Origin of the sequence: Parvularcula sp. IMCC14364, from assembly GCF_030758415.1 — a bacterium.
Taxonomy (GTDB): Bacteria; Pseudomonadota; Alphaproteobacteria; order Caulobacterales; family Parvularculaceae; genus Aquisalinus.
In genome coordinates this window covers 3,189,240-3,212,246 of the sequence record NZ_CP132334.1, presented here as the reverse complement: position 1 = coordinate 3,212,246, position 23,007 = coordinate 3,189,240, and the positions used below count along the sequence as shown (strand labels likewise).

Annotated in this window: 28 protein-coding genes; 14 read left to right on the top strand and 14 right to left on the bottom strand. The window is 53.6% G+C overall.

All coding sequences use genetic code 11. The features are described from left to right. Position 1: 1 nt before the first annotated feature. Entirely contained in the window at positions 2-817 is an 816-nt protein-coding gene (locus RAL90_RS15110; protein WP_306252117.1) for a glycosyltransferase family 2 protein, read from the bottom strand. 36 nt (positions 818-853) lie between these two features. Next, positions 854-2,266: a short-chain fatty acyl-CoA regulator family protein gene (locus RAL90_RS15105; protein ID WP_306252115.1), complete on the bottom strand. Its 1,413-nt coding sequence runs from the start codon at positions 2,264-2,266 to the stop codon at positions 854-856. 136 nt (positions 2,267-2,402) lie between these two features. Between RAL90_RS15105 and RAL90_RS15100 the strand changes: the two genes are divergently transcribed. The 3 genes from RAL90_RS15100 to RAL90_RS15090 all read left to right on the top strand — a co-directional run bounded on the left by RAL90_RS15100 (position 2,403) and on the right by RAL90_RS15090 (position 6,939). Then, entirely contained in the window at positions 2,403-4,022 is a 1,620-nt protein-coding gene (locus RAL90_RS15100) for an isocitrate lyase (protein ID WP_306252113.1), read from the top strand. A gap of 123 nt (positions 4,023-4,145) precedes the next feature. Beyond that, on the top strand, positions 4,146-5,978 hold the full coding sequence (locus tag RAL90_RS15095) for a DUF4153 domain-containing protein (RefSeq protein WP_306252111.1): 1,833 nt from the start codon (positions 4,146-4,148) through the stop codon (positions 5,976-5,978). Between the two features lie 106 nt (positions 5,979-6,084). Further along, positions 6,085-6,939, top strand: coding sequence for a TauD/TfdA family dioxygenase (locus tag RAL90_RS15090; protein ID WP_306252109.1), 855 nt, complete (start codon positions 6,085-6,087; stop codon positions 6,937-6,939). Between the two features lie 65 nt (positions 6,940-7,004). On the opposite strand, the gene RAL90_RS15085 is transcribed toward RAL90_RS15090, so the two are convergent. Beyond that, positions 7,005-7,460 (bottom strand): arsenate reductase ArsC, encoded by a 456-nt coding sequence (locus RAL90_RS15085; protein WP_306252107.1) that lies wholly within the window; start codon positions 7,458-7,460, stop codon positions 7,005-7,007. A gap of 26 nt (positions 7,461-7,486) precedes the next feature. Then, positions 7,487-8,104 (bottom strand): glutathione S-transferase family protein, encoded by a 618-nt coding sequence (locus tag RAL90_RS15080; RefSeq protein ID WP_306252106.1) that lies wholly within the window; start codon positions 8,102-8,104, stop codon positions 7,487-7,489. 188 nt (positions 8,105-8,292) lie between these two features. Between RAL90_RS15080 and RAL90_RS15075 the strand changes: the two genes are divergently transcribed. Then, positions 8,293-8,916 carry a PEP-CTERM sorting domain-containing protein gene (locus RAL90_RS15075; protein ID WP_306252104.1) on the top strand — a complete coding sequence of 208 codons (624 nt, stop codon included), beginning with the start codon at positions 8,293-8,295 and terminating at the stop codon, positions 8,914-8,916. A 23-nt stretch (positions 8,917-8,939) separates the two neighbouring features. Here the strand turns inward: RAL90_RS15075 and RAL90_RS15070 are convergent, their stop codons facing one another. Genes RAL90_RS15070 through sdhC form a run of 4 tightly spaced genes read right to left on the bottom strand, consistent with a single transcriptional unit; the run spans position 8,940 to position 12,325 of the window. After that, positions 8,940-9,737 (bottom strand): succinate dehydrogenase iron-sulfur subunit, encoded by a 798-nt coding sequence (locus RAL90_RS15070; RefSeq protein ID WP_306252102.1) that lies wholly within the window; start codon positions 9,735-9,737, stop codon positions 8,940-8,942. 11 nt (positions 9,738-9,748) lie between these two features. Further along, entirely contained in the window at positions 9,749-11,563 is a 1,815-nt protein-coding gene (gene sdhA / locus RAL90_RS15065; protein ID WP_306252100.1) for a succinate dehydrogenase flavoprotein subunit, read from the bottom strand. 21 nt (positions 11,564-11,584) lie between these two features. Continuing rightward, the gene (sdhD, locus tag RAL90_RS15060; protein ID WP_306252098.1) at positions 11,585-11,923 is read right to left on the bottom strand and encodes a succinate dehydrogenase, hydrophobic membrane anchor protein; all 339 of its coding nucleotides are present in this window, start codon (positions 11,921-11,923) and stop codon (positions 11,585-11,587) included. 3 nt (positions 11,924-11,926) lie between these two features. Then, positions 11,927-12,325, bottom strand: coding sequence for a succinate dehydrogenase, cytochrome b556 subunit (gene sdhC / locus RAL90_RS15055; RefSeq protein ID WP_306252096.1), 399 nt, complete (start codon positions 12,323-12,325; stop codon positions 11,927-11,929). 209 nt (positions 12,326-12,534) lie between these two features. On the opposite strand from sdhC, the gene RAL90_RS15050 reads away from it, so the two are divergent. From RAL90_RS15050 to RAL90_RS15010, 9 genes are all read left to right on the top strand, one after another. Further along, on the top strand, positions 12,535-12,882 hold the full coding sequence (locus RAL90_RS15050) for a hypothetical protein (protein ID WP_306252094.1): 348 nt from the start codon (positions 12,535-12,537) through the stop codon (positions 12,880-12,882). Next, positions 12,869-13,036, top strand: a complete 168-nt coding sequence (locus tag RAL90_RS15045) for a hypothetical protein (RefSeq protein WP_306252092.1) — start codon at positions 12,869-12,871, stop codon at positions 13,034-13,036. The genes RAL90_RS15050 and RAL90_RS15045 overlap by 14 nt, the downstream gene beginning before the upstream one ends. 153 nt (positions 13,037-13,189) lie before the next feature. Continuing rightward, on the top strand, positions 13,190-13,498 hold the full coding sequence (locus RAL90_RS15040; RefSeq protein ID WP_306252090.1) for a hypothetical protein: 309 nt from the start codon (positions 13,190-13,192) through the stop codon (positions 13,496-13,498). A 24-nt stretch (positions 13,499-13,522) separates the two neighbouring features. Further along, positions 13,523-13,753: a hypothetical protein gene (locus RAL90_RS15035; protein WP_306252088.1), complete on the top strand. Its 231-nt coding sequence runs from the start codon at positions 13,523-13,525 to the stop codon at positions 13,751-13,753. A 7-nt stretch (positions 13,754-13,760) separates the two neighbouring features. Further along, complete coding sequence (locus tag RAL90_RS15030) at positions 13,761-13,961, top strand: hypothetical protein (RefSeq protein ID WP_306252086.1); 201 nt, start codon at positions 13,761-13,763, stop codon at positions 13,959-13,961. A gap of 9 nt (positions 13,962-13,970) precedes the next feature. Then, the gene (locus RAL90_RS15025; protein WP_306252084.1) at positions 13,971-14,594 is read left to right on the top strand and encodes a hypothetical protein; all 624 of its coding nucleotides are present in this window, start codon (positions 13,971-13,973) and stop codon (positions 14,592-14,594) included. A gap of 7 nt (positions 14,595-14,601) precedes the next feature. Then, positions 14,602-14,799 carry a helix-turn-helix transcriptional regulator gene (locus RAL90_RS15020; RefSeq protein WP_306252082.1) on the top strand — a complete coding sequence of 66 codons (198 nt, stop codon included), beginning with the start codon at positions 14,602-14,604 and terminating at the stop codon, positions 14,797-14,799. A gap of 65 nt (positions 14,800-14,864) precedes the next feature. Beyond that, positions 14,865-15,872 (top strand): CPBP family intramembrane glutamic endopeptidase, encoded by a 1,008-nt coding sequence (locus tag RAL90_RS15015; protein WP_306252081.1) that lies wholly within the window; start codon positions 14,865-14,867, stop codon positions 15,870-15,872. 135 nt (positions 15,873-16,007) lie between these two features. After that, positions 16,008-16,931, top strand: coding sequence for a neutral zinc metallopeptidase (locus tag RAL90_RS15010; RefSeq protein WP_306252079.1), 924 nt, complete (start codon positions 16,008-16,010; stop codon positions 16,929-16,931). Positions 16,932-17,007: 76 nt separating this feature from the next. Here the strand turns inward: RAL90_RS15010 and RAL90_RS15005 are convergent, their stop codons facing one another. From RAL90_RS15005 to RAL90_RS14995, 3 genes are read right to left on the bottom strand one after another with little or no spacing between them, the layout of a single operon-like run. Beyond that, complete coding sequence (locus RAL90_RS15005; protein WP_306252077.1) at positions 17,008-18,042, bottom strand: glycosyltransferase family 4 protein; 1,035 nt, start codon at positions 18,040-18,042, stop codon at positions 17,008-17,010. A gap of 1 nt (position 18,043) precedes the next feature. Beyond that, entirely contained in the window at positions 18,044-19,237 is a 1,194-nt protein-coding gene (locus tag RAL90_RS15000; RefSeq protein ID WP_306252075.1) for a DUF563 domain-containing protein, read from the bottom strand. 21 nt (positions 19,238-19,258) lie between these two features. Next, complete coding sequence (locus RAL90_RS14995; RefSeq protein WP_306252073.1) at positions 19,259-19,969, bottom strand: hypothetical protein; 711 nt, start codon at positions 19,967-19,969, stop codon at positions 19,259-19,261. Positions 19,970-20,176: 207 nt separating this feature from the next. Here RAL90_RS14995 and RAL90_RS14990 point away from each other — a divergent pair, with 207 nt between their 5' ends. Further along, a complete protein-coding gene (locus tag RAL90_RS14990) occupies positions 20,177-20,815 on the top strand; it encodes a 2OG-Fe(II) oxygenase (RefSeq protein ID WP_306252071.1) in 639 nt (212 codons plus the stop codon). 11 nt (positions 20,816-20,826) lie between these two features. On the opposite strand, the gene RAL90_RS14985 is transcribed toward RAL90_RS14990, so the two are convergent. The 3 genes from RAL90_RS14985 to nth all read right to left on the bottom strand — a co-directional run bounded on the left by RAL90_RS14985 (position 20,827) and on the right by nth (position 22,979). Further along, positions 20,827-21,429, bottom strand: a complete 603-nt coding sequence (locus tag RAL90_RS14985; RefSeq protein ID WP_306252070.1) for an HD domain-containing protein — start codon at positions 21,427-21,429, stop codon at positions 20,827-20,829. A gap of 75 nt (positions 21,430-21,504) precedes the next feature. Beyond that, positions 21,505-22,230 (bottom strand): orotidine-5'-phosphate decarboxylase, encoded by a 726-nt coding sequence (pyrF, locus tag RAL90_RS14980; protein WP_306252068.1) that lies wholly within the window; start codon positions 22,228-22,230, stop codon positions 21,505-21,507. Further along, entirely contained in the window at positions 22,227-22,979 is a 753-nt protein-coding gene (gene nth / locus RAL90_RS14975; RefSeq protein ID WP_372340486.1) for an endonuclease III, read from the bottom strand. The genes pyrF and nth overlap by 4 nt, the downstream gene beginning before the upstream one ends. Positions 22,980-23,007 lie beyond the last annotated feature (28 nt).

Genomic DNA, 23,007 nt, shown 5'->3' with positions numbered 1-23,007 from the left:
GTCATTCCTTCGTCTGCGGCTTTTCATAGAGCGTTCTACCTTTTTCCTTCATGATCCGCTCATACATCTTAACGTCTCGAAGCCAGCGCCCAAAACCCGACATGAGAGAGAACGCAAAGCCGTAAAGGCCGCCTCGCCACAGGCCATTGACCAGGTATCTTTTGCCAAAGTAGACCGGCAAGCCGAAAATGATCCGTATAGCAAGCCATGGCAACGGCTTTGGCTTCAGCACACGGGCGCGCGTGGAAGAATTCTTGTTCAGCTTCTGGATCAGCAACTCTGACCCATCAAAAGCGTAATGCAGTATCGGCTTCTTCAATTTGCCGACGCGCATCCCCACAGGAATTCTGAACTGATCCCAGGCTTCATGATCGGGAATGCGTATGCTGCTTTTGTTGTAAAGTTTATGTCGCACAGCCTGACCATAGCCGTACCATGGCTTGCCCACCGCCGGCACATTCACCAGCGGCGTATTGTAAACCTCATGCGGCGGATGCCCTGCCCGAAACAGCTCCCGCACCTCCTGAACAAATTCAGGCGTCAGGATTTCATCTGCATCAAGATCAAGAACCCAGTCATGACTGGCAAGATCCTCGCCAATGCGCTTTTGGCCGCCATTGCCGTGCCAGTCACGATGATGCACGATCGCCCCGGCCGCTTCTGCCAGTTCAATGGTGCGGTCCGTTGAGCCAGAATCAACGACAATCACTTCCTGCGCGAGCGTGAGTGCAGCGCGCACAACATCAGCAATCATCCGCTCCTCATTCAGAGTGCGGATATATGCCGAGATTGGGGGGGGTATGTCTGCTGCTTCCAAGATCCTGCTTTCAATTATATCGCGTCGGCTTATGCCCTAATCAAAGGCGAAGGCAAAGGGGGCCGCAGTGCGGCGATAGTCATCTGAAAGAAGGCGCTTGCGCAAGGGCGGGTGCGCGCGGGCGATACAATCCTGTCGATCGCAAAGACGGCAGGTAATGCCAATCGGCGTGGCGCGCGCAGCCTCGAGGTCTACACCTTGCGCATAGACAAGTTCTTTTGCGTGTTTGATCGGGCAGCCCAAGGCTACAGCCCGCTCAGCCCGCGGCGCATCATAGCCCGCCCCGCCGCCGGAAACTGTCCGGGCGATCGAAAAAAACTGCTCGCCGCCTGGCAATTCGATAATCTGGGTTTGCACCTGCCGCGGCATTTTGAAAGCACTATGCACATTCCATAACGGGCAGGAGCCGCCATGACGGGCAAAGGGAAAACCACCGCCATCATAGCGCTTGGAAACATTCCCTGCGGCATCCACGCGCAAAAAGAAGAAGGGCACGCCCTCAAAGCCCGGCCGTTGCAAGGTGGTCAGGCGGTGGCAGACCTGCTCAAAACTTGCGTCAAAACGGCGCGCCAACGCTTCCACATCGAATTTCAACTCCACCGCGCTGGCCCGGAATTCACCATAGGGCATCAACAGCGCGCCAGCGGTATAGTTGGCCAACGCGATGCGCACCAGCCGCTCCCCCTCTGGTGATCCTTTATAGAGATCGCCGAGTACCGTTGTCAGCCGCGTGCCCATTTCGAGATACACCAGCTGAAGGGCGAGCTGAAAATGCCGGCTCGCCATATCAAGCGTTTCGGAAATCACGACCTGATTGCGATGCCTGTCGAGGCGCCGGAAAGCGCCCATCATCACGTCTGCTGGCAAGGTTTTCAGGCTCAAATCATGCGCTGCCTGAAAACGGTCTGCCAAACTCGCCTGAATATTGCCGGAGCGCAGGCCGATTTCTCGCGCCAGCCGCTCCGCTGCCTCATCCAGTGACGCAAAATAGTTGTTGTTCGCCTGCACAAAGCTCCAGGCTTCTTCGAGCGGCTTTGTTGCTGTTTCCAGCGAGGCACTGTTCTCCTGATCGGTCAGGCTCTGGGCTGTATCTCTGTAGGCTTTATAGAGCGCAGCCATCGCTTCTGCCATGGCCGGGTTGCCAGACGCCATCTCCTGCAAATCCGCCCGGGTGATCTCCAGCTCCTGAAAGATCGGGTCCCGAAACGCTTCTGTCAGGCGATCCAGCATCGCCTCACCGCCATCGCCCGCGAAGTCCTGCAGGTCGATTTTATATGTATCTGCCAGCTTTATCAGCAACGCCGCAGAGAGCGGGCGCTGGTTTCGCTCTATCAGGTTGATATAGGAAGCTGAAACACCGAGCTCCTCGGCCAGCCTGCTCTGGGTCAATCCTTGCTCACGGCGCAACCGGCGCAGACGTGGTCCGATATACAGCTTCTTCTTATCCATTTTGTCATAATGTAAAGATTTTACAAAATGACAAGAAAATTAGTTCATTCATGCAACAAATTCACACTATTTCAGATGACATGCTGCACTGCAAAAGACATGGTCTGCGCAACAATACCGATTGAAGGAGACATTCATGCCCTATTCAGATGCAAACCTGCCAAACAGCTACAGCGAAAATATTTCCCAGATCAGCCAGCTGATCAAAACCTATGACGGCACGTGGGACGGGATTGACCCTGAATCCGTCGCCCGGATGCGCGCGCAGAACCGCTTCAAGTCCGGCCTTGATATTGCCCGCTACACCGCGAAGATCATGCGCGAAGACATGGCGGCCTATGACGCTAACCCTGCAGACTACACCCAGTCGCTCGGCTGCTGGCATGGCTTTATCGGCCAGCAGAAGATGATTTCGATCAAAAAGCATTTCGGCAGCACCAAGCGCCGCTATCTCTATCTCTCTGGCTGGATGGTTGCTGCCTTGCGCTCGGATTTTGGGCCGCTGCCGGACCAGTCCATGCATGAAAAAACATCCGTCCCGGCATTGATCGAAGAACTCTACACCTTCCTGCGCCAGGCAGATGCGCGCGAACTGGGCCTCATGTTCCGCGACATTGACGCTGCCAGAGCTGCTGGTGACAGCGCCCGCGAGGCAGAATTGCTGGCGGCTGTCGATAATTACGAGACACATGTCGTCCCGGTTATCGCCGATATTGACGCCGGTTTCGGCAACGCCGAGGCAACATATCTCCTCGCCAAGAAAATGATTGAGGCAGGCGCCTGCGCTTTGCAAATCGAAAATCAGGTTTCTGATGAAAAGCAGTGTGGACACCAGGATGGCAAGGTCACTGTGCCGCATGAGGATTTCCTCGCCAAGGTACGTGCCTGTCGCTATGCTTTTCTTGAGCTTGGTGTTGAAGATGGTATTGTTGTCACACGGACAGACTCACTTGGCGCTGGCCTCACCAAGCAGATCGCAATCAGCCACAAGCCGGGCGATCTTGGGGATCAGTACAATTCCTATCTTGATTGCGATGAAGTTGGACCTGACGCTGTTCAGGACGGTGATGTCATTATCAACCGTGGTGGCAAGCTGCTACGCCCGAAGCGCCTCGCATCCAACCTCTACCAGTTCAAGCCGGGCACGGGCGCTGACCGCTGTGTGATGGACTGTATTGCGTCCCTGCAAAACGGGGCAGACCTGCTCTGGATTGAAACCGAGAAGCCGCATGTGGAACAGATTGCCAGCATGGTTGATCGCATCCGCGAGGTTATTCCAAATGCAAAGCTGGTCTATAACAACTCGCCGTCTTTCAACTGGACACTCAGCTTCCGGCAACAAGTCTTTGATGCGTGGACAGAAGAAGGTAAGGACCTCTCTGCCTATGATCGCGAAAACCTGATGAGTGTCGATTATGACGGCACGGACCTTGCCACAGAAGCAGATAATCGCATCCGCAGTTTCCAGGCGGACGGATCCAAACGCGCTGGTATTTTCCACCACTTGATAACGCTGCCAACCTATCACACGGCAGCCCTGTCTACGGACAATCTGGCGAAGGAATATTTCGGCGATGAAGCCATGCTTGGATATGTCAAGAATGTTCAGCGCGAGGAAATCCGCCAGGGTATCGCTTGCGTCAAGCACCAGAACATGGCTGGCTCCGACATTGGCGACGATCATAAGGAATATTTCGCCGGGGATGCAGCCCTGAAAGCTGCCGGTGAAGACAACACCATGCACCAGTTCGGCTGATCCGTTCAGCCTACGCAGAACAGGCGCCCGCGGGAGAAATCCCCGGGCGCTTTTTTGTCATGCCAACGCTTCAATTTAGCCACTAAAGCAGGCATGATCGGTGTAAATTGATGGAGACCAGCGATGGCAGAGGCAAACAGGCCCTCAGGCGAGATCTACAAAAACCCGAGAGAGGCCGCGCTGCTGTTTCTCCTGCCGGGTATCATACAAGGCCTTGCTGTCTGGGGCCTGATAGAGCAGGCAGACCAGGATGCACCGCCGCCGCTTGTTGTTGCGCTCCTGTTCTTTGCCCTTGTGGCCCCCGCCGCCCACTTCCTCACCACAACAATCGGCATGCGCCTGAAAGCGGGGCTCTTTGCCGGCATATTGGGGCTCGCCATAGCGGTTTTATATTTTCTGGCAGAAGCCTCATTCGGCAATCCGGGCGAGAGCACAGAAGCCGTTCTGGCTGTCAGCTTTTTTGCCAATCTGTTGATCTGCTATATCGCCGTACCATTTTTCCGAACAGTTTTTGAGCGACAGCAACCCGCCAATCATTACCCCTCTCTGTTTGAATTTGCCTGGAATCTGCCTGTCATTGGAGCGGCGGCAGGCTTGTTTACGCTCGCCTTCTGGGCCGTGTTGGGCATCTGGGCGGCACTGTTCAATCTGATCGGGATAGACTTGTTCGAGGATATCTTTTTTGATGCCCACTTCGCCTTCCCGGCAACATTCGGGGCCATGGGCGCGGCCATTGGTATTGTGCGCGAGCGGGAGGGTATTGTCCTTGCCCTGCGCAATGTTCTTTTTGCCCTGTTGAAAGTGCTCTCGCCGATACTCGCGTCTGCCACGGTACTGTTTGCCGTATCTGCACTTCTTTCCGGCCTTGACCAGTTATGGGAAGGCTGGAGCGCGGCAACACTGATGGTGTCAGCCATTGCCATGGCCGTTATACTGAGCAATGCCGTAATCGGAGATGAAGGACGCCCGGACAGTACCATCCTGCGCTGGTCTGTCCGCCTGCAGGCATTCGTATTGCCTCTACTCGCCATATTTGCCTTATACGCAATGTATTTGCGCCTGTCGGAATATGGCCTCACAGTTGCGCGGATTTACGCTCTTATCATCGTCCTGTTTGCTAGCGCCTATGCCATTGTCTGGTCTGTCAGCGCCCTGCGCCGGGAAGGATATGGCTTCCTGAGACAGGCAAATATTGTTCTTGCGGGCATTCTGTTTAGCGTCGCGGTGCTCGTGCAGACACCCATCCTCAATACCTGGGCTATCAGTGCCGCTGACCAAGTGGCCCGGCTGAAAGATGGCCGTATCAGCGCTGAGGAGTTTGATTATGCATACTTTCAGTTTGATCTTGGCAGCGCCGGTAAAAGGGCTTTGCAACAACTGAAAGAAGATGAAAATCTGCCTAATCGTGAAATCATCCTTGCCGAGATCAACCGCGTTGAGAATGCTCAAAGCCGCTATGCGTTCCGCCGGGAAAGCGTCAGAGACAGAGACCGCCTGACAAGCCTCATCGAGCGAGGCAGGCTGGAACTGGTGCCTGCCAACCACAAACTGACAGCAGATCTTGTGTCCTTTCTGGAAGAAGAAAGACTGATTTCGAACACCTGCGGTGCCGAGACGCGTGCCGGGCGCTGCCTGCTTCTGAGAACGCAGGCCTTTGAGCTGGATACAGATCAATATGTTCTCTTCTCGACCTGGGGCAGAGAAACGGATACCATCAATACCCAACTTCTTTACCAGGAAGAAAATGTCTGGCGGACGCTTTATGGTGCCCAGCTACCTGTTCCATCGGCAGATCAGGACGCGCTTTTCGAAAGCCTGCGCTCAGGCGAGGCCACGCCGGGCACGGTAACATATCGCACGCTCGATATCGGCAATCAGCAGGTCATTTTCCTCGATGGCCCCAACACTGCCCGCGCGCAGATGCGGGTCTCCGGCAGTACGGATGAAGCTGAATAACGCAGGCCAAGTGGTAGCCAGCGCATCGCTGCCAGCCTAGTGCGATTGCAGGGCACCTTGCTGGCACGGCGAAGGGACGGTAGCCTGCCCCCAAAAGGAAGGTTTCATGTCCATAAAAGTCACGCCATCTGGCACAGCCTGCGGTGCGGAAATTACAGGCCTGGATATCTCACAACCGCTAACACCAGAGACAGTGCGTGAAATCCGTGATGCCTGGCTGACACATCATGTGGTGAGTTTCCCGGACCAGAAACTGTCTGATGATGACCTGGAGCGCTTTGCCCTTTATTTCGGTGACTTCGGCGAAGATACTTTCTTTGGGCCAATCGCGGGACGCACTCACATCGCCGCCATCAAACGGGGTGCCGACGAAACAACTCCGATCTTTGCTGATGTGTGGCATACGGACTGGAGTTTTCAGGCACACCCGCCCGCAGCTACGATATTATATGGCATTAAAATTCCCCCGATAGGCGGCGATACACTTTTCGCGAACCAGCACCTTGCACTGGAGAAGATGCCACACGGGCTGCGTGAAAAAATTGCCCTGCGCACGGGGATTCACTCTGCCGCCCTTGGCTATGCCAAAGGGGGTGCGTATGGTGACAGCGATAAGGAGAAGGGGCGCAGCATGGATATTCGGCCATCTGACAAAGCACTGGAACAGCAGTCGCACCCTTTGATCCGTCAGCACCCTGAAACAGGCAGACCGGGAATTTTTGGCACCATCGGTGCCTATGTCATTGGCGTTGAAGGGATGCGCCCGGATGAGTCCCTTGTCCTGTTGTCAGAACTTAGCGCCTGGCAAACACAGGACGCCTTCGTCTATACCCATAAATGGCAGGAGAACATGCTCATTATGTGGGATAATCGCAGCGTCCTTCACAAGGCCACCAGCGGCTATGAGGGATATGACCGTCTGTTACACCGCATCACCATTGCAGAAAGAGACACAGACTGATCAGGCTTCAACTCTGCCCTCTCGCAGCGAGATCGCGCGGATAAGTATATCCAGAGCATCTCGCTTTAATGCTCACTCACATAAGTACCAATCCGCTCACGGATATCCTTGAAAACTTCCTCAAAGGCAGCCAGAATCTCTTCATCACTACCCGGTACAGCCGCCGGGTCAGGATACGCCCAATGGAGTTTGACGGGTGGCGCACCACCAGCACGAACCGGCCAGACGGGACAGACCTCACCCGCTGCATTATCACAAACAGTGACGACCACATCCATTAACGGCGCATCTGGCAGGGCAAATTCATCCCAGCTTTTGGATCGCACCGGGCCGCCTTCCCCGGCGACAGCTGCAATGTCATGCTTTTCCAGTGTTTTCAGCGCATACGGATTAGGTGTTCCCGTCGGGTGTGAGCCAGCGGAAAATCCGCGCCACTTATCTCCCCCGACATGGTTGAGCCAGCATTCAGACAACACTGAACGGGCGGAATTGCCCGTGCAAAGAAAGAGCATGTTTTTCATGATAGTTTTCCTGTCAATGTCGCGTTCTAGCCGCCGGTTTTTTCCACGGCGCGCTGGAAGGCCGGGCGCGCCGTCTGCCGATCAAGATAGGCTTTCAATTTCGGGTACGGCGCAATTTCACCAAGACGTTCCGCCATCTGACAGATATAAGTAATACCAAAGTCAGGCGCCTGTAACCTGTCCCCAAGAATGAATTCCTTATCCCCCAGAAAGTCCTGCAGATATGTCAGGTGCAGGGCAACCTCCCCCGTAGCAAAGCCGGAAATCAATGGCGGGTGCGGTGTTGCTTCGCGCATCAACAGCAGTTTCAGCAGTAAGGGCGCAAAGGCCGAGGCCTCCGAATAATGCAGCCACTGGGTCCACTCAACATGTGCAGCAACATCACCTGCGGCAGGTTTCAGCAAGCCATCAGTGTCATATGTGTCGATCAGGTAGGTGGCGATGGCCCCGGATTCTGCGATCACCATGCCCTGATCCTCAATAACCGGGGACTTGCCCAGCGGGTGCGCCACCTTCAGGTCTGCCTGCGCGCGCCCCTGCTCATTGCGGATATAAATTTTCAGTTCATAGTCAAGGCCAAGTTCTTCCAGTAGCCAGACCGTAAAAACAGAACGCCCGACACGCAAATGATGGACTAGAATCATACGTCTCTCCTTTATCAGGCCAACTTATGCGACATCTGCTTCGTGCTATCCAGCCTCCTGTGCGGAATTTCCATAACATCAGAAATCTAAAATTTTACGGGAGCGCGTAACAGCAATTTTACACGCTTGCGGTATCACCATCACATGCCAGTGGTGCGTCTGCTGGCCAGAAGAGTGTGTACAGTATTATGCGTAAGTCATTTATCATCGTCGGCCTTGCCGTCCTCAGCGGTCTCATGGCTATGCCAGCCCACGCGGAGACGGTTATCTACAACACCAGCGAACTGGCCAGCGCCAATGGTCGACCGGTTGATAATCCGGGTTTCTCACTCGGGGCTGCAGATGGCAACTCAGCCACGCTCGCGCCTTTTGGCTGGATCGCCTATCAGACAGACGCGCTATTCAACGCTTTCGATATTACCGTGGAACTGAGTGGCCTTACCGGCTCGACAACGCTCGCCATTTTCGCGGGCACCACCAACGGCAGCGGCGGGTTTTCACAACTGCGCACGACCTTCTTTGAAGCAGTCAACGGCGCAAACAATATCGTCAGCCAGAGGCTCTCGGACTTCTGCGTGTCAATCGGCGGCTGCGACACATTTATCGTTTACAACTTCGAGTCCGGTCAGTCGATCCAGGTGGACAGTGTAGACCTGACGGCCAACATGGTAGCCGCCACGCCGGAACCCGGCACATGGGCCATGATGTTGATCGGCTTTGCTTTCATCGCCTGGCAACTGAAAGTCGCCAAACGCCGCAATGCAGGCAGACGCAGGACATCTCCGACAATCTCACAGCCTGCCTTCGCCTGATGGTTTTGATCTGATATATTTCTCTAGCGGGATCGCTCAACCATCATCCGCTTGATGCCTGCGATGGCTTCTGCGGGGTTCAACCCTTTTGGGCAGACCTGGGCACAGTTCATGATCGTGTGGCAACGGTATAGAGAAAAGTTGTCTTCAAGAAAATCCAGACGACGATTGCGCTCATCATCGCGCGAATCCACCAGCCAGCGGTAGGCCTGTAAGAGTGCTGCCGGACCAAGATACTCGTTCTTGCCATCTTCCGTGCTGCCATTCCACCAGTAAGACGGGCAGGACGTAGAGCAGGATGCACACAGGATGCATTCATAGAGACCATCCAGCTTTTCCCGGTCTTCAGGGGTCTGCAGATGTTCTGTTTCAGGGGTCTCTGACGCTTGCAGGAAAGGCTGAATTGAGGCGTGTTGCTCATAAAAATTGGTCAAATCCGTTACCAGATCCTTGACGACCGGTTGATGCGGCAACGGGTAGACAGCGATTGGACCGCGCCCGACTTCATCCGTACCCTTGGTACAAGCCAGCGTGTTGCCGCCGTCAATATTCATCGCGCAGGAACCGCAGATACCCTCGCGGCAAGAACGGCGCAGGGTCAATGTCGGGTCAATATTGCTCTTGATCCACAAAAGCGCATCCAGGATCATGGGGCCACAATCGTCCGTATCAACATAATAAGTGTCGACCTGTGGATTTTCATCATCATCAGGTGACCAGCGATAGACACGATATTCGCGTAAATTCGCGGCACCTTCCGGCTTTGGCCAGGTTTTGCCCTTTTTAACCTTGGAATTTTTCGGCAGTGTCAGCTCAACCATGATCCTGTTCCTCAGTAAACGCGTGCTTTGGGAGCAATTTTTGCAATCTCGATACCGTCAGCAATGAGGTCTGTGTGCACAGGACGGTAATCCAGATCGACTTTACCCTCAGTATTCACCCAGGACAGGGTATGCTTGCGCCAGTTTGCATCGTCACGGCCATCCATCTCGCCGTCTTTGTAATCTTCCCTTGCATGAGCGCCGCGACTTTCCTTGCGGGCCTCTGCTGAATAAACCGTGGTAATGGCATTGGCCATCAGGTTTTCCAGTTCAAGAGTCTCCATTAGATCTGTATTCCAGATCAGAGATTTGTCCGTAACATGCAAATCAGACAGGCCGGACCATGCTTCATCCATACGGCGACAGCCCTGTTCGAGGGTTTCCTGTGTGCGGAACACCGCTGCATCTTCCTGCATGATTTTTTGCATTCGGGTACGAAGGTCCGCAGTTGCGGTACTCCCCTTTGCATGTCGGACCTGATCGAAATGCCCCATGATCCTGTCACAGGCAGCTTCGTTTAGGGCAGGGATTGCGGCATCCTTGTCAACCACATCATTGGCCCTGATAGCCGCCGCACGACCAAACACAACCAGATCAATCAATGAGTTCGACCCAAGACGGTTTGCCCCATGCACAGAAGCACAGCCCGCCTCACCCACTGCCATCAGGCCAGGGGCTACAGCGTCCGGATCATTCGGCGTCGGGTTGAGGACTTCCCCCCAGTAATTGGTCGGGATGCCCCCCATATTGTAATGGACCGTCGGGAGAACAGGTATCGGTTCCTTGGTGACATCCACGCCGGCAAAAATCTTCGCCGACTCCGAGATGCCGGGAAGACGCTCCGCCAGAACATCAGCCGGGATATGGTTTAGGTTGAGATGGATGTGGTCACCATCCTTACCAACGCCCCGGCCTTCACGAATCTCGATTGTCATACATCGCGAGACCACGTCGCGAGACGCAAGGTCTTTGGCGTTCGGCGCATAACGCTCCATGAACCGTTCGCCTTCTGAATTGGTCAGATACCCACCCTCACCTCTGGCACCTTCTGTAATCAGGCAGCCGGAGCCATAAATCCCCGTCGGGTGGAACTGCACAAACTCCATATCCTGAAGCGGCAGCCCGGCGCGGGCAATCATGCCACCGCCATCCCCGGTGCAAGTGTGGGCTGAAGTCGCTGAGAAGTACGAACGACCATAACCGCCGGTTGCCAGCACCACCATCTTGGCGCTGAAGCGGTGGATGGTTCCGTCATCCAGATTCCAGGCCACAACACCAGTACACTGGCCGTCATCAGACATGATCAGGTCAAGCGCGAAATACTCAATGAAGAATTTGGCGTTATTTTTGAGAGACTGTCCGTACAGTGTATGCAGGATCGCATGACCTGTCCGGTCTGCGGCGGCACAGGTGCGCTGCACAGGCGGGCCTTCGCCATAATTCTGCATGTGGCCGCCAAAAGGGCGCTGATAGATTTTGCCATCTTCTGTCCGGCTGAACGGGACACCGTAATGCTCCAGTTCGTAAACAGCCTGTGGCGCTTCCATGGCAAGATATTGCATCGCATCCACATCACCGAGCCAGTCAGACCCCTTGACGGTATCATACATATGCCATTGCCAGGAATCCGGCGTCATGTTCGTGAGGGATGCTGCGATACCGCCTTGTGCTGCAACCGTGTGGGACCGGGTCGGAAAAACCTTGGTGATACAGGCGGTGCTGAGCCCCTGCTCAGCCATGCCCAACGTCGCCCGCAGGCCAGCGCCACCAGCACCGACCACCACCACGTCATAAGCATGGTCCACATATGTATAAGAAGCGCTCATTCAAAAGCCTTTTGTCAGAGATCAAACGATCAGGGTAATGGCGATGACCGACCATACGGCGATCGCGCCAAGGATCAGGGCAAAGAGTGTATTGAGGAAATGCAGCATCCCGCGCGTATCGGGTTTGTGGATGTAGTCATCAATGACCACCTCAATGCCCAGCCGCATGTGAAAAAACCCGGCCAGCAGCAGAATGGACAATGGCACAGCCACATGCCAGTGGGCGATCCATTCCATCAGCTCCATCCGGGAGTCACCGGAATGTGCGATGAGTGAGGCGACAAACCAGACCGTCAGCGGCACCATGACAAGCGCCGTAACGCGCTGAAAAATGAAATGCGGCGTACCTTTTTCAGCCATGTCTCAGCTCCCCCCGCCAGTTAAAATAACCACGGCCCAGATGATTGCCGTTAAGATGATTGAACCACCAAATGCGAGCCAGCCGGTGAGGTTTGCGGTCTTGATTTTAAATCCGTAGCCGGCATCCCAAAAAAGAAAGCGCAATCCATTAATCAGGTGAAATGAGATTGACCAGGAATAGCCAAACAGAACGATCGTACCCAATGGCGAGGCGAATAGTGACTGCACTGTATTGAACGCCTGGTCACCCATGGCAGCAGACGCCAGCCAGATCGTCAGCAGGATAGCGCCGAAATATTGAGCGACACCGGTTACACGCTGAAAAATCGAAGCTGCCATGGTGACAGTCCAGCGCCAGATTTGAAGATGGGGTGAAACGGGTGCAGTTGCGTGATTGGCCATGTGAACCTTGTTGAAATCCCTCGAGGGCAGAAAATAGATGAGAAGCCCTGACTGTCAACGCGTTACACCTGTTTTCCGGTGCATACAGCCCCAATGGCTGTTTTTTGTGATGGACAAGACCGCCATCGCGAGATCAATCACCCATGGACAAAGAGGCTGTTTTTGAGCCAGTGTACCCTGAAGTTGGGTATCTATCAGGGGGTTTCACCATGAAGTCGGTATTTCTATCTGTTATCATTACGCTTTTCGTCTTTGCCGGAAGCGCAACTGCGGCCGAAATAAAAGACAGCATGTCTGGGGATGATATTGAGAAATTGCTGGCAGATGCCGGATTTGGTGGCCGTATCATTGCGGATCGCGACACTGGCGCGCCGGTCGCCATGGGAACAGCTGGTGATCTGAACTTTGTCGTTCGCGCCATGGATTGCGGCGGAGACCCTCTGGCCTGCCGTCGGCTCCTCTTCTTTGCCAACTTTGACCTGAATCGTCCGGTTAATGCAGGTGACTTCCGGGTCGTCAACAATTTCAACGAGGCTCATTTTGATGGGCGCGCTTAACCTTATTGAAGGAAAGAACCAGATTGGCGTCGACTATCATATTGATCTGACCGGCGGCGTCACGACAGAGCATGTTTCCAGCCGCCTCTCCCGCTGGAAAGGGGTTATCGATTCCTTCATCAAACAGGTCACGGCCAACCGCACCGGTGCCTGACAAACAATTTCAGCAAATAAATTCTAGCGCGTTGTAAAGCTCGCTTGACAACCTATATCCTGTTCTGTAAAGGTGGCTTTACAGAGACATTGTTCTGAATTTTTTTGACTAGAGGTGTAAAGGATGCTTTACAACATAACATTGGAGGGTCAAATGACCGACGGCTTCTCAAGCATGATTGAACAGGTGAAATCATTCACCCCAATGCAGATTGCCATTATTGGCGTTGTCACACTGGTTATCTGGTTCATTCCCACATTTCTGGGTCTGATCCGCAACCGCAAGCATATAGGAAAGATTTTCCTGCTGAATATTCCCGCTGCCTTCACGTTCACCAGCTGGTTCCTGCTGATGGGCCTGGTTCTTATCAAGTTCGACAGCTTTGGTGAGCTGAAAGACCGCTTTCTCAAGCGGGGCAAGAAAAAGGACGGCCAGGAAGATCAACCTGCTCTGGCCGAATAACCAAGACCTGAAAGGAGTTCAAAAATGAATATTTCTGACACCCTGTTTTTACGGAACATTCTGGCCTGCTTTCTGGGCATTACGCTTTTTTACTGGTCAGGCAAGTTCTGTGGCGAGATGATTTATCTGATCCAGCAGGGAGAGCCGTTCGCCTTGTCGGCGTTCCTTTTCCTCACGTTTTTTGCCGCAGCCACTTTCGTCGCAATGAAGGTGGGCGTGTACCTGACGCGTTTTTCTCGCAGGAATACCGGGTAAGGAGGACATGATGGAAAGATTACCGAAGGTTTTTGGATTGCATTTGCTTTTTTGCGGATTGCTGTCCGTGCTCGGCTTCTTCACTGGCAAGATTCTCTATCGCTCAACTCACGGACTCGATTTCACCATTGATGCAATCGCCGTCGTTCTGCTGGCAATTCCCACTGCCTATATGGCCATGCGTCATTTTCAACGGCCAGGAGTATAAAACATGTCCATGCGTGCTTTTAGACTGATTGGAATGTTCTTTCTTATCGTGGCTTTCTCTGCCGGTATCCTCCGCTTCACGGTGGCCCGAACAGAAGATACGGGCAACCCGCTCTGGGTGATTATAGGCTTGGCACTCGCGGGCGTTATTCTAACTATCGGTTACAACTTGCGACCTAAAGACGAAGAAGGGCGCGAGCTGATGGATATGATCTTTGGGGACATGACTGATCCCCTGCAGCGCGCGATTATATTTCGCATGACCATCGCTTCACTCATTCATGGTCTGGTATTGAGCAGACTCATTCTTGATAATGACATGAGTCCCATAAATATCATGGATGGCATCGGTCCTGACGAAACCGGCACTTTCTTACTGGTATCAGTCTTCGTGCTCAGCCTGTTCTGGTGCGTCTATGAATGCTGGCGCTTTTATAACATTGACGAGTTCTGGCGAACTATGTCTGTCGGCCCGATTGCATCTGCAGGCGTCGTCCTGTTGCTGATGACAACACTGTGGGGACTGGCAAGAGACTATCTCGGTGCACCGGATATCCATGTAGCGGCGATATATGCCGTTTACTGGCTGACTGCTATGCTCCTTATGCTGAGTAAAAAAAGGCAGGCACGGTAAGTCACAGATGAACAACATGTTACCACAACTGAGAGATGAGCATGGCTGGAGTCAGGGCGAACTTGCAAAGCGCCTCGGTGTTTCGCGACAAACCGTTAATGCGCTTGAGAAAGGACGCTACGACCCGTCCCTGCCGCTGGCATTCAAAATTGCAAAACTATTCAAAAAGCCGATTGAACAGATTTTTCAGGATGAAGAGGCGTAAACTGACGATGCCTATTCCCGAAAGCAGACTGCAAAAAACGTCAACCAGACCTTTGGAGGGGTAAAATGACTGACGAAACACAAATTGATACGACTAAAAAATTCCAGGCAAAGGCACATGTCTTTGCTGAAATACCGGAAACAGCCAGGCCCGTCAGCGGCTGGTGGGGGTGGCTGCAGGGACTGGTCATGTGGCTTCTTGCCGCAGTCATCGGCATAATCGTTGCCGGGATTCTGGCCGGTGTTTCCGCTGCCATGCTTCTGGGCGAGAATATGGACCAGGAAGCGCTGGCGGCCAACCCGCCTGCCGAAATTGTGGTCCCTGCGGTTGTGGGCTTTGTCATAGGCTTCTTTGGCGGTACAATTTTACTCTCTATAGTGAAGGTAAAAATGGAGAAGCGGTCCCTTGCCTCGGCTGGTCTGGGAGATTTCCTTTATGGCGCAAAATTCTGGCCCGGCTTCATTGGCGGCATCACGTTGGCTTTATTGCTGACAATTCCGACAGTCTTTCTGGGCGATATCTGGGGCGCCGTTCCCGAAGGAGAGCCTGACTGGTCACTGGTGCAAACCAGTCAGTTTGCCATCGCTCTTGTTATTCTGTTTGTCGTCGTGATGGTGCAAGCACCCAGTGAAGAAGTCATGTTCCGCGGCTGGATGTATAGTGGCTTTGGCGCCCGTCATGGACTTTCTGCCGGCATTCTCCTGTCATCGCTGTTTTTCGGTTTCGCGCATGGAGACCGCTTGCTGGTTAATCCTGCCGTTGGTGTGTATTACATCATTCTCACGGCCGCACTTGGGTACATGTTTGCAGCCATGTCCCGTGCAACCGGGTCTGTTGCAGCGGCAGCAGGGGCACACACAGGCTACAACCTGACGCTTCTGGCTGGTGGCGCAGCCTATATTGTCGCGATGGGAGACGGTGGCAGTATTCTGGAGTCCTTTATGTCTATCCTTGACGTCTCGGACATTGAATTCCCACCGATTGGCGTCGCCCTGCTTGCTGATATGGCAATCAGGTTACTGGTTCCTGTGGGTATCGGAATCTGGTTCCTCAATCGCAGCAAACGCGCCTGAGCTAGCGCCTCTTGAGGGTTCGCCTGTCATCGGGTGGAGCCCTCAGTGCCATTGCATTTTACCGCGCGGCGTGGTTGTCTTTCGCCCGAGGTTTGAAGATCTGGCCATGGCCGGATCCATTTCAAGGAGGGTGTGATGCGCTGGCAGAACAGACGGAAAAGTGACAATGTGGTGAACCGGCGCGGTGAAGGCGGCGGTTCCGGCGGGGGCCTTGCCAGCGGCGGTCTCATCTTTCTTGCCATTCGCTTCATCTTTTCGAAGTTTGGCATTGGCGGCATCCTGATCCTGGTTGTCGCCTTCTTCGCCCTTCAAGCTGCAGGCGTTGACCCCTTGCGCCTGTTGATGGGCGGAGCCCCACAAACAGCGCAAGTTGGTGGTGGCTCAAGCCAGTCCAATATAAATCCCTGCACTGAGGGGGACCAGACAGACCAGTTCGTCTGCACGGTTCTCGCCTCCACAGAAGATGTCTGGAACGCCGAATTCCGCAAACGCGGGATGGCCTATGAGGAGCCAAAGCTTAATCTGTTCTCGGGCGGCGTTCAGGCCGGTGCCTGTGGCTATGCAACATCGGCTGTCGGCCCTTTCTATTGTCCGGCAACCAGAGAAGTTTATCTCGACACAGGTTTTTTCAAGGAACTCGCCCAGCGTTTCGGCGCAGACGGTGATTTTGCACAGGCCTACGTTATTGCCCACGAGGTCGGCCATCATATTCAAACCATAACCGGCGTATCTGAGCAGGTGCAGCGCGCCAAGCAGGGTCAGCCACAGTCAGAACAGAACCTTCTGCAGGTGAAGATGGAACTCCAGGCAGACTGTCTGGCCGGTGTGTGGGCCTATCATGAGAACAATATGTTTGCCCTTGAAGCTGGCGACCTTGAAGAGGCGCTTAATGCAGCAAATGCTATTGGTGATGACACCCTGCAGCGTCAAGCCGGTCGCACCCCAATGCCGGATTCCTTCACACACGGATCTTCCGATCAGCGCAAGCGCTGGTTCAGATCCGGGTTTGACAGCGGGCGGATGGAAGACTGCGATACATTCAGCGCCAACCAGCTATAGGCTACCGGCAAGCCGTTTGTGATGGATCATCCTTCACAAACGGTAATATGAAGCATATCAGCGCAAGGCCAGATCACTACTGTCTTTTCAAAGCATCGATATGCGAAACCCACTCTTGCGCAACGCTTGACCAACTCAACTGATCGCGAGCCGCAAGTGCGCCATCTCGTAAATTCCGCCAGTATGCATCATCAGATAGTATCCTGATGCCGGCTTCCGCCGTTTCTTGGTCAGACTGCAGAATTAACCCATCCACGCCATGCCTGACTCGCTCTGAAAGCGAACCAATGCCACGCGTGACAACAGGCACGCCGCTACACAACGCTTCGGCTGCGGCCAGGCAAAATGTTTCGTCCCTTGCGCCCGGATAAATCATGATCCGTGAACGATTCAAGTAATGTGCTAACTTCTCCTGAGAGATACGCGGCATGAACTTGATACCAGCTCTTTTCAGCGCGTCAGGGTCATATTCCTTCTCGCGGTGCTGACAACTAAACACAAGCATCTCTGAGTCAGGCACATTTGGCGCAATCTTCTCCATCCAGAGCGTCAGCGTTTCCTTCAGGCCGCGCTGTGACTGTGAAAGCCAGATTGCCCGCCGGGGAATATACCCCACTGGGTCATGCTTGAATATGTCGCTGACGCCCAGCCCAATTACCGCCCGGGATGCAAAGGGATACAGTGATGAGAAGCTTTTCTTAAGATAGCTCCCCACACACACCAAATGAGGTTTTGTCTTCAGGATGGGTGAAAGTTGTTTCTTCCGCCATGCCTTCACCAGAGGCATCGGATTATGCTGCCAGAGAAAACAAAGGGCCCTATTGCTATTTCCACGCCATACAAAGGGCATGGAATCATTACTGGAAATAATTGCATCCAGCCCATGATCCTCGGAGAGACAGGACTGCAACTCACAGGCAGGCTGCCAGGTTATTCCCTGCTCTTTCACTGTACGTTGTATATTCACGGCAACCGACACTTCATGCCCCATCAACACCAGCTCTCTGGCTATGTGCTGGGTCGCAATTTCAATCCCTCCCAGCCCGTCTGCGGTTGTACTGGAACTGGTGAAACCATCTGGAAAGAGCCTGTTGGCGAAAAGGATCTTCATACTAAGCTGAGTCCAAAAATTGTTCGATTACAGATTGCAGGGCAGGTTCTGCAATAGCGTAATTCTGCCTGCCGCCAGTATTGATGCCGCACACTGATGCATGCGCGTGCCCGGCGAATCTGGCAGCACTCAAGTAACAACTTATGGCAAAATCTTCCGGAAAGAACTCTATGACGTGCCCTCCTACCGGCATGAACAGAAGATTTGTCAAGGCCGCACCATGCGCGGAGACAAGCACGCTGGTTTCCGACATCAGCTGCACCTGATCGAGAAAATTGTCCTGCTGCGGCGTAAAGACCTCAAAACCCTGAGCCTGCATGAAGTGACGAATTTCAGTTGCATTATCGAGGTTCCGCCATTTCGCTCCATCGCGATGCAGATAAACCTTGCGCCACGGCGCGTTGTTCTCCACCGGCCCACTACCCAGCAAAATCTGCCGCACCGTCGCGGCCAGTTCCGGTGTCGCGCATGTCCACGTGCTGCAAGGCGCCTCTACTTCGTATTGCAACATGAGAGGCGCTGTAAGTTGAGCATTGCGCGGAATTTCATGAACGCTCATGCCAAAATGACTGGCCACTTTGGTAATGAGAATATGCACAAATGCAGGCTGCCCTTCGACGAGATAAAATGCAGCCCCCTGCCGCCTTTCAGGATTTTCCTGCAGGAAGCGAATAACCGGAAGAGCGTAATCAAACAGAAAGTGAGAATAATTTGTATAGCGACGAACAGGAATGGAAAGGGCAGCTTGTGCCCTTGTCTTCTGTGTCCTGAAACGAATTTTATCATGGTTCCAGTTAGGGCGTTCAGGCGTGTCAGAGACGATAACGCCGCGACTTTTATCCGCGATCGAGCCTGCATGTGCATAGAAGGTCGCTTCCTGCAAAAGTGCATAACGGACTGAAACCGTTACATCGCCAGCCCAGTAGTCCGGCGGCGGCGCGCTGAGATAGCGTCCCTTGTCATCACCACAGGCATCACGAATAAATGCCTGCTGGGCGTCAGTGAAGGGGGTGGAATGCCTTGTTGACGTCTGAATAATTTCAGCTTCCGGCAGTGTCGCCGCTGATACTGCACGTCCAAAAAAATTCAATGGCGCACGCAAGAAAGGCAACGTATTCACGAGCGCATATGATGCTTGCCAGGCAATGTATCGACCATTGAGCTTGCGCTTCAATCTGCTTTTACGGTCTGCCATTTATCTCAAGCCTCCAGACACCTAACGCCAGTGATCATCAATCCAGCTTGCCGGTTTGGCGTGCTTGTAGAACTTCTTGTACCAGGGTGCCTCCCACTGGCCAGCTCTTGCTTCATCAGGGTCAGGACGACCCGTAAAGGCGATAAGTCGTGCATTTTCTGGCAGTGCCGGGGGTTTGAGCCAGTTCATCGGGAATTTAGGCACGAGGTCATGCTTGTAGGAAAGACACCACTCTGCGGGCCAGAAACGCTGGTTGGGGATATATTTGGAAATATATTGCTGCTCAATCCCACACTCTTCCAGCACTTTTCCCGGGTCTGAATCAAATATCTCGAACAGTTGCTCATATTTCCCGGCTGGAAATCTGTAGGCAGACGTATTACCGATGCCCTTTCCTTTCTGGGTCCAGTTTTCGATCACGCAATATTCACCCGGCGCAAACGCGAACAGGTCATCAAGCGAGCCAACAACAATCAGATCAATATCCAGAAAAAGGATATCTCCTTCGATATCAGCAAGGGGGTACTGCCAGCAGGAAAGCTTGCGCCATGGCGTCCATTCATACTTCTCTGGCAGGTTGATACGGGGCAGCGGCTGTACTTCGATACCTTGTGACAGACCTGTCTTGTCGTCAGTAAAACAGATAAAACGCAAAGGGCCAGTGATATTGCGCGTGACCCCGCCGTAAAGCCGGTTGACAAATTCCGGCCCATAGCGGGTACCCCATTTCATGCAAATGACGGTCTTCTGACTCACCGTTACCTCACATCCAGTTCGTCGCAGAAAAGAACCCGCCACGCGCAAATTGTCCAGCCGGTTTTTTACCCGCTGGCATTATCAATGATCCGGTTTTCAAATCTGGCATTTGCCTCATTTTTGCAGTATTACGCCCAAAATTGATGATGCTAAACTGCTAACAGATTGTCGTGTGATTGAGAGATGTTGAATTTTGATGCCCTGCGGGCCGCCCAGACCCGGACCACACCATTTACCTATATCGTTGCTGAGGGGGCTGTCACCCCGGACCAGGCCGCACAGGTGCGTCAGGATTACCCTGATATTCGTAAAACCGGGTATCTGCCCCTGTCAAAGCTCGACAGCCATGGTGCATTTGCTGGCCTGATTGACGACCTGCAGTCACCTGAACTCGCCGACGTGCTATCTGACAAATTGAACCTTGAATTGCGGGACAAGCCGCGCATGATAACTGTGCGCAAGCTTTCAAAGGTGGGCGACGGGCGTATCCATAATGACAGCCTGTCAAAAATCTGCACCATGCTGATCTATCTTAACGATGGCTGGGACGATGCGGCGGGCGGTGCCATTCGCGCTCTGAATGGCGATCAGGATATGGATGATTTTGCAGAAGAAGTCTCACCGCTGGCCGGCAATGTTTTTGCCTTTGCCAGATCAGACACAAGCTGGCATGGGCACCCGCCATTCGCCGGTGAGCGGTATGTCATTCAGACTACTTTCCTGATCAGCGAAGAAGCGCTGGCACGGAAGGAAAACCGGGGCGGACTGCAATTACTGCTCAAAAAGCTGAACCCTTTCGAGGGTAAAAGCAAAGAGATGTAAGCGTCTCCAGCTCACGCATCATCTTTCAGCGCATCCATGTAAATTGAGCGCTTGGGCGCTTCAAAAACACGCTGGACCATCGGCTCAAAGGCCTCCAGCGGCATCGTATCATAATCAGTGTCAAAGGCGGCCTGATCGTATTTGTGGCAGAATTCTGCCGTATATTGATAAAACTCATGCCCCTCGAACCGGTCACGCATGTTTCGGTCAATACCGATATGATGAAAGAAATAGTACCCTTGGAAAATGCCATGCTGCTCAACCATCCAGTGGTTCTTTTCGGATACGAACGGTTTGAGAATTGCCGCCGCAATGTCAGGATGGTTGTAGGACCCGAGCGTATCCCCAATATCGTGTAATAGGGCGCAAACGACATATTCTTCATCTCGCCCGTCACGATGCGCGCGCGTTGCTGTCTGCAGGCTGTGCTCCAGACGATCCACCGGGAAACCCCCGAAATCCCCATCGAGAATGCGCAAGTGATCGAGCACACGCGTGGCAAGCCCCTTGTTGAAGGCCATCGCATTAACGGCAATTTTCATCCAGTCTTCCTGGGTGCCCTCTGTCATCGATGAAAAGGTAGCGCGTGCTTCCGGTGTACTGGCATCAGCCATAAGCGTCTCCTGTTTTGGGAAAGTATAAAACGCAAATGATACAACTGCAAAGCCCGCAGATGGCTGTCAGCCTCCTCAACCCTCACCCTCTGCCAGGGCAGAGGTCATCTCCTCCATGACAACACGAACAGCATCCTTGGGATTTGGTGCATTGAGAATAGGGCGGCCGATGACCAGATGATCCGAGCCGGCGCGAATGGCTTCTGCGGGCGTTACAACACGCTTCTGATCGTCAGTTCGGGCACCCTTTGGGCGAATGCCCGGTGTTACAATCGTCAGGTCATGGCCAAAGCGCGCTCTGATAGAGGCAGCCTCCTGTGCAGAAGCGACAATACCGTCCACCCCGGCATTGGCTGCCATTTCCGCCCGATACAAAACAAGATCGTGCACTGACATATCAATTTTGTAAGCCTTCAGTGTGTCCGCATTCCAGCTGGTCAGAACTGTCACAGCCAGTATCTTCAGACGTTCATTACTTCCCCGACCCTGCAATGCGCCCGCCAGCGCGTCCGGGTCTGCGTGTATGGTAATAAAATCACCGCCCAGTCGTGCAGCACTGGCGACGCCTTTTTCAACGGTCGCCCCAATATCAAGAAACTTGAAATCGAGGAAAACCTTCTTGCCCTTGTTCAACAGGCGGCGGGCAAGGCCTGAGCCCCCCACCGGCATCAACTGATAACCAATCTTGTAAAATCTCGCTGCATCACCGAGTAACGCAACCGTTGTTTCTGCTTCTTCTGGCGTTGCCACATCCAGGGGCACAATCAGGCGGTCTATAAGGTCGGGGGGGGAATCCGTCATGCCTTGTCCTTCACAGATGGTTTCTTTTTGCGAGCAGATTTTAGGGCTGGTTTGCTGCGCATTGATTTTGCCGCCTTCTTACTGACCGTTTTCTTCTGCTTGGGGAAGCCCCCTTCCGGTGTCTTTGGCGCATAAAGGCACAGATCCCTGACCGGGCAACGCCAGCATTCCGGGTCGCCCATTGCCTTGCAAATGTAGCGGCCATGCAGGATCAGCCAGTGGTGGGCATGCTGCAAATATTCTGGCGGGGTCACTTTCTCCAGGCGCTGCTCAACGGCCAAGACGTCCTTGCCACGGGCAAGACCCGTGCGATTTGAGACCCGAAAAATATGGGTATCCACGGCAATGGTCGGCTGGCCAAAAGCAACATTGCAGACAACATTGGCTGTCTTGCGACCAACGCCCGGCAGCTTTTGCAAAGCATCCCGGTCTTCGGGTACAATTCCGCCATGCTCATCAAGCAGGATCTGGGAAAGTTTGATGACATTCTTTGCCTTATTGCGCCACAGCCCAATTGTCCGTATATGCTCGCCCAGTTTTTCTTCGCCAAGCGCGACCATCTTCTCCGGCGTATCAGCCACCGGGAAAAGTCTTGCCGTTGCCTTGTTGACACCAACATCTGTTGCCTGTGCAGAAAGCGTCACAGCCACAAGGAGGGTGTACGGATCGTGATAGGTCAGTTCTGTATCAGGTTCTGGTTTAACCTTCGACAGAGTTTCATAAAATGCCGCAACATTGGCACGGGTCATATTTTTGGGCATGGCGCCCCTCATATTC

What these genes read in the sequence shown, in the direction of transcription:
- RAL90_RS15105 (WP_306252115.1), bottom strand. Translation starts at nt 2,266, where the DNA reads ATGGATAAGAAGAAGCTGTATATCGGACCACGTCTGCGCCGGTTGCGC.
- RAL90_RS15100 (WP_306252113.1), top strand. Translation starts at nt 2,403, where the DNA reads ATGCCCTATTCAGATGCAAACCTGCCAAACAGCTACAGCGAAAATATT.
- RAL90_RS15095 (WP_306252111.1), top strand. Translation starts at nt 4,146, where the DNA reads ATGGCAGAGGCAAACAGGCCCTCAGGCGAGATCTACAAAAACCCGAGA.
- RAL90_RS15090 (WP_306252109.1), top strand. Translation starts at nt 6,085, where the DNA reads ATGTCCATAAAAGTCACGCCATCTGGCACAGCCTGCGGTGCGGAAATT.
- RAL90_RS15085 (WP_306252107.1), bottom strand. Translation starts at nt 7,460, where the DNA reads ATGAAAAACATGCTCTTTCTTTGCACGGGCAATTCCGCCCGTTCAGTG.
- RAL90_RS15080 (WP_306252106.1), bottom strand. Translation starts at nt 8,104, where the DNA reads ATGATTCTAGTCCATCATTTGCGTGTCGGGCGTTCTGTTTTTACGGTC.
- RAL90_RS15075 (WP_306252104.1), top strand. Translation starts at nt 8,293, where the DNA reads ATGCGTAAGTCATTTATCATCGTCGGCCTTGCCGTCCTCAGCGGTCTC.
- RAL90_RS15070 (WP_306252102.1), bottom strand. Translation starts at nt 9,737, where the DNA reads ATGGTTGAGCTGACACTGCCGAAAAATTCCAAGGTTAAAAAGGGCAAA.
- sdhA (WP_306252100.1), bottom strand. Translation starts at nt 11,563, where the DNA reads ATGAGCGCTTCTTATACATATGTGGACCATGCTTATGACGTGGTGGTG.
- sdhD (WP_306252098.1), bottom strand. Translation starts at nt 11,923, where the DNA reads ATGGCTGAAAAAGGTACGCCGCATTTCATTTTTCAGCGCGTTACGGCG.
- sdhC (WP_306252096.1), bottom strand. Translation starts at nt 12,325, where the DNA reads ATGGCCAATCACGCAACTGCACCCGTTTCACCCCATCTTCAAATCTGG.
- RAL90_RS15050 (WP_306252094.1), top strand. Translation starts at nt 12,535, where the DNA reads ATGAAGTCGGTATTTCTATCTGTTATCATTACGCTTTTCGTCTTTGCC.
- RAL90_RS15045 (WP_306252092.1), top strand. Translation starts at nt 12,869, where the DNA reads ATGGGCGCGCTTAACCTTATTGAAGGAAAGAACCAGATTGGCGTCGAC.
- RAL90_RS15040 (WP_306252090.1), top strand. Translation starts at nt 13,190, where the DNA reads ATGACCGACGGCTTCTCAAGCATGATTGAACAGGTGAAATCATTCACC.
- RAL90_RS15035 (WP_306252088.1), top strand. Translation starts at nt 13,523, where the DNA reads ATGAATATTTCTGACACCCTGTTTTTACGGAACATTCTGGCCTGCTTT.
- RAL90_RS15030 (WP_306252086.1), top strand. Translation starts at nt 13,761, where the DNA reads ATGATGGAAAGATTACCGAAGGTTTTTGGATTGCATTTGCTTTTTTGC.
- RAL90_RS15025 (WP_306252084.1), top strand. Translation starts at nt 13,971, where the DNA reads ATGCGTGCTTTTAGACTGATTGGAATGTTCTTTCTTATCGTGGCTTTC.
- RAL90_RS15020 (WP_306252082.1), top strand. Translation starts at nt 14,602, where the DNA reads ATGAACAACATGTTACCACAACTGAGAGATGAGCATGGCTGGAGTCAG.
- RAL90_RS15015 (WP_306252081.1), top strand. Translation starts at nt 14,865, where the DNA reads ATGACTGACGAAACACAAATTGATACGACTAAAAAATTCCAGGCAAAG.
- RAL90_RS15010 (WP_306252079.1), top strand. Translation starts at nt 16,008, where the DNA reads ATGCGCTGGCAGAACAGACGGAAAAGTGACAATGTGGTGAACCGGCGC.
- RAL90_RS15005 (WP_306252077.1), bottom strand. Translation starts at nt 18,042, where the DNA reads ATGAAGATCCTTTTCGCCAACAGGCTCTTTCCAGATGGTTTCACCAGT.
- RAL90_RS15000 (WP_306252075.1), bottom strand. Translation starts at nt 19,237, where the DNA reads ATGGCAGACCGTAAAAGCAGATTGAAGCGCAAGCTCAATGGTCGATAC.
- RAL90_RS14995 (WP_306252073.1), bottom strand. Translation starts at nt 19,969, where the DNA reads ATGAAATGGGGTACCCGCTATGGGCCGGAATTTGTCAACCGGCTTTAC.
- RAL90_RS14990 (WP_306252071.1), top strand. Translation starts at nt 20,177, where the DNA reads ATGTTGAATTTTGATGCCCTGCGGGCCGCCCAGACCCGGACCACACCA.
- RAL90_RS14985 (WP_306252070.1), bottom strand. Translation starts at nt 21,429, where the DNA reads ATGGCTGATGCCAGTACACCGGAAGCACGCGCTACCTTTTCATCGATG.
- pyrF (WP_306252068.1), bottom strand. Translation starts at nt 22,230, where the DNA reads ATGACGGATTCCCCCCCCGACCTTATAGACCGCCTGATTGTGCCCCTG.
- nth (WP_372340486.1), bottom strand. Translation starts at nt 22,979, where the DNA reads ATGACCCGTGCCAATGTTGCGGCATTTTATGAAACTCTGTCGAAGGTT.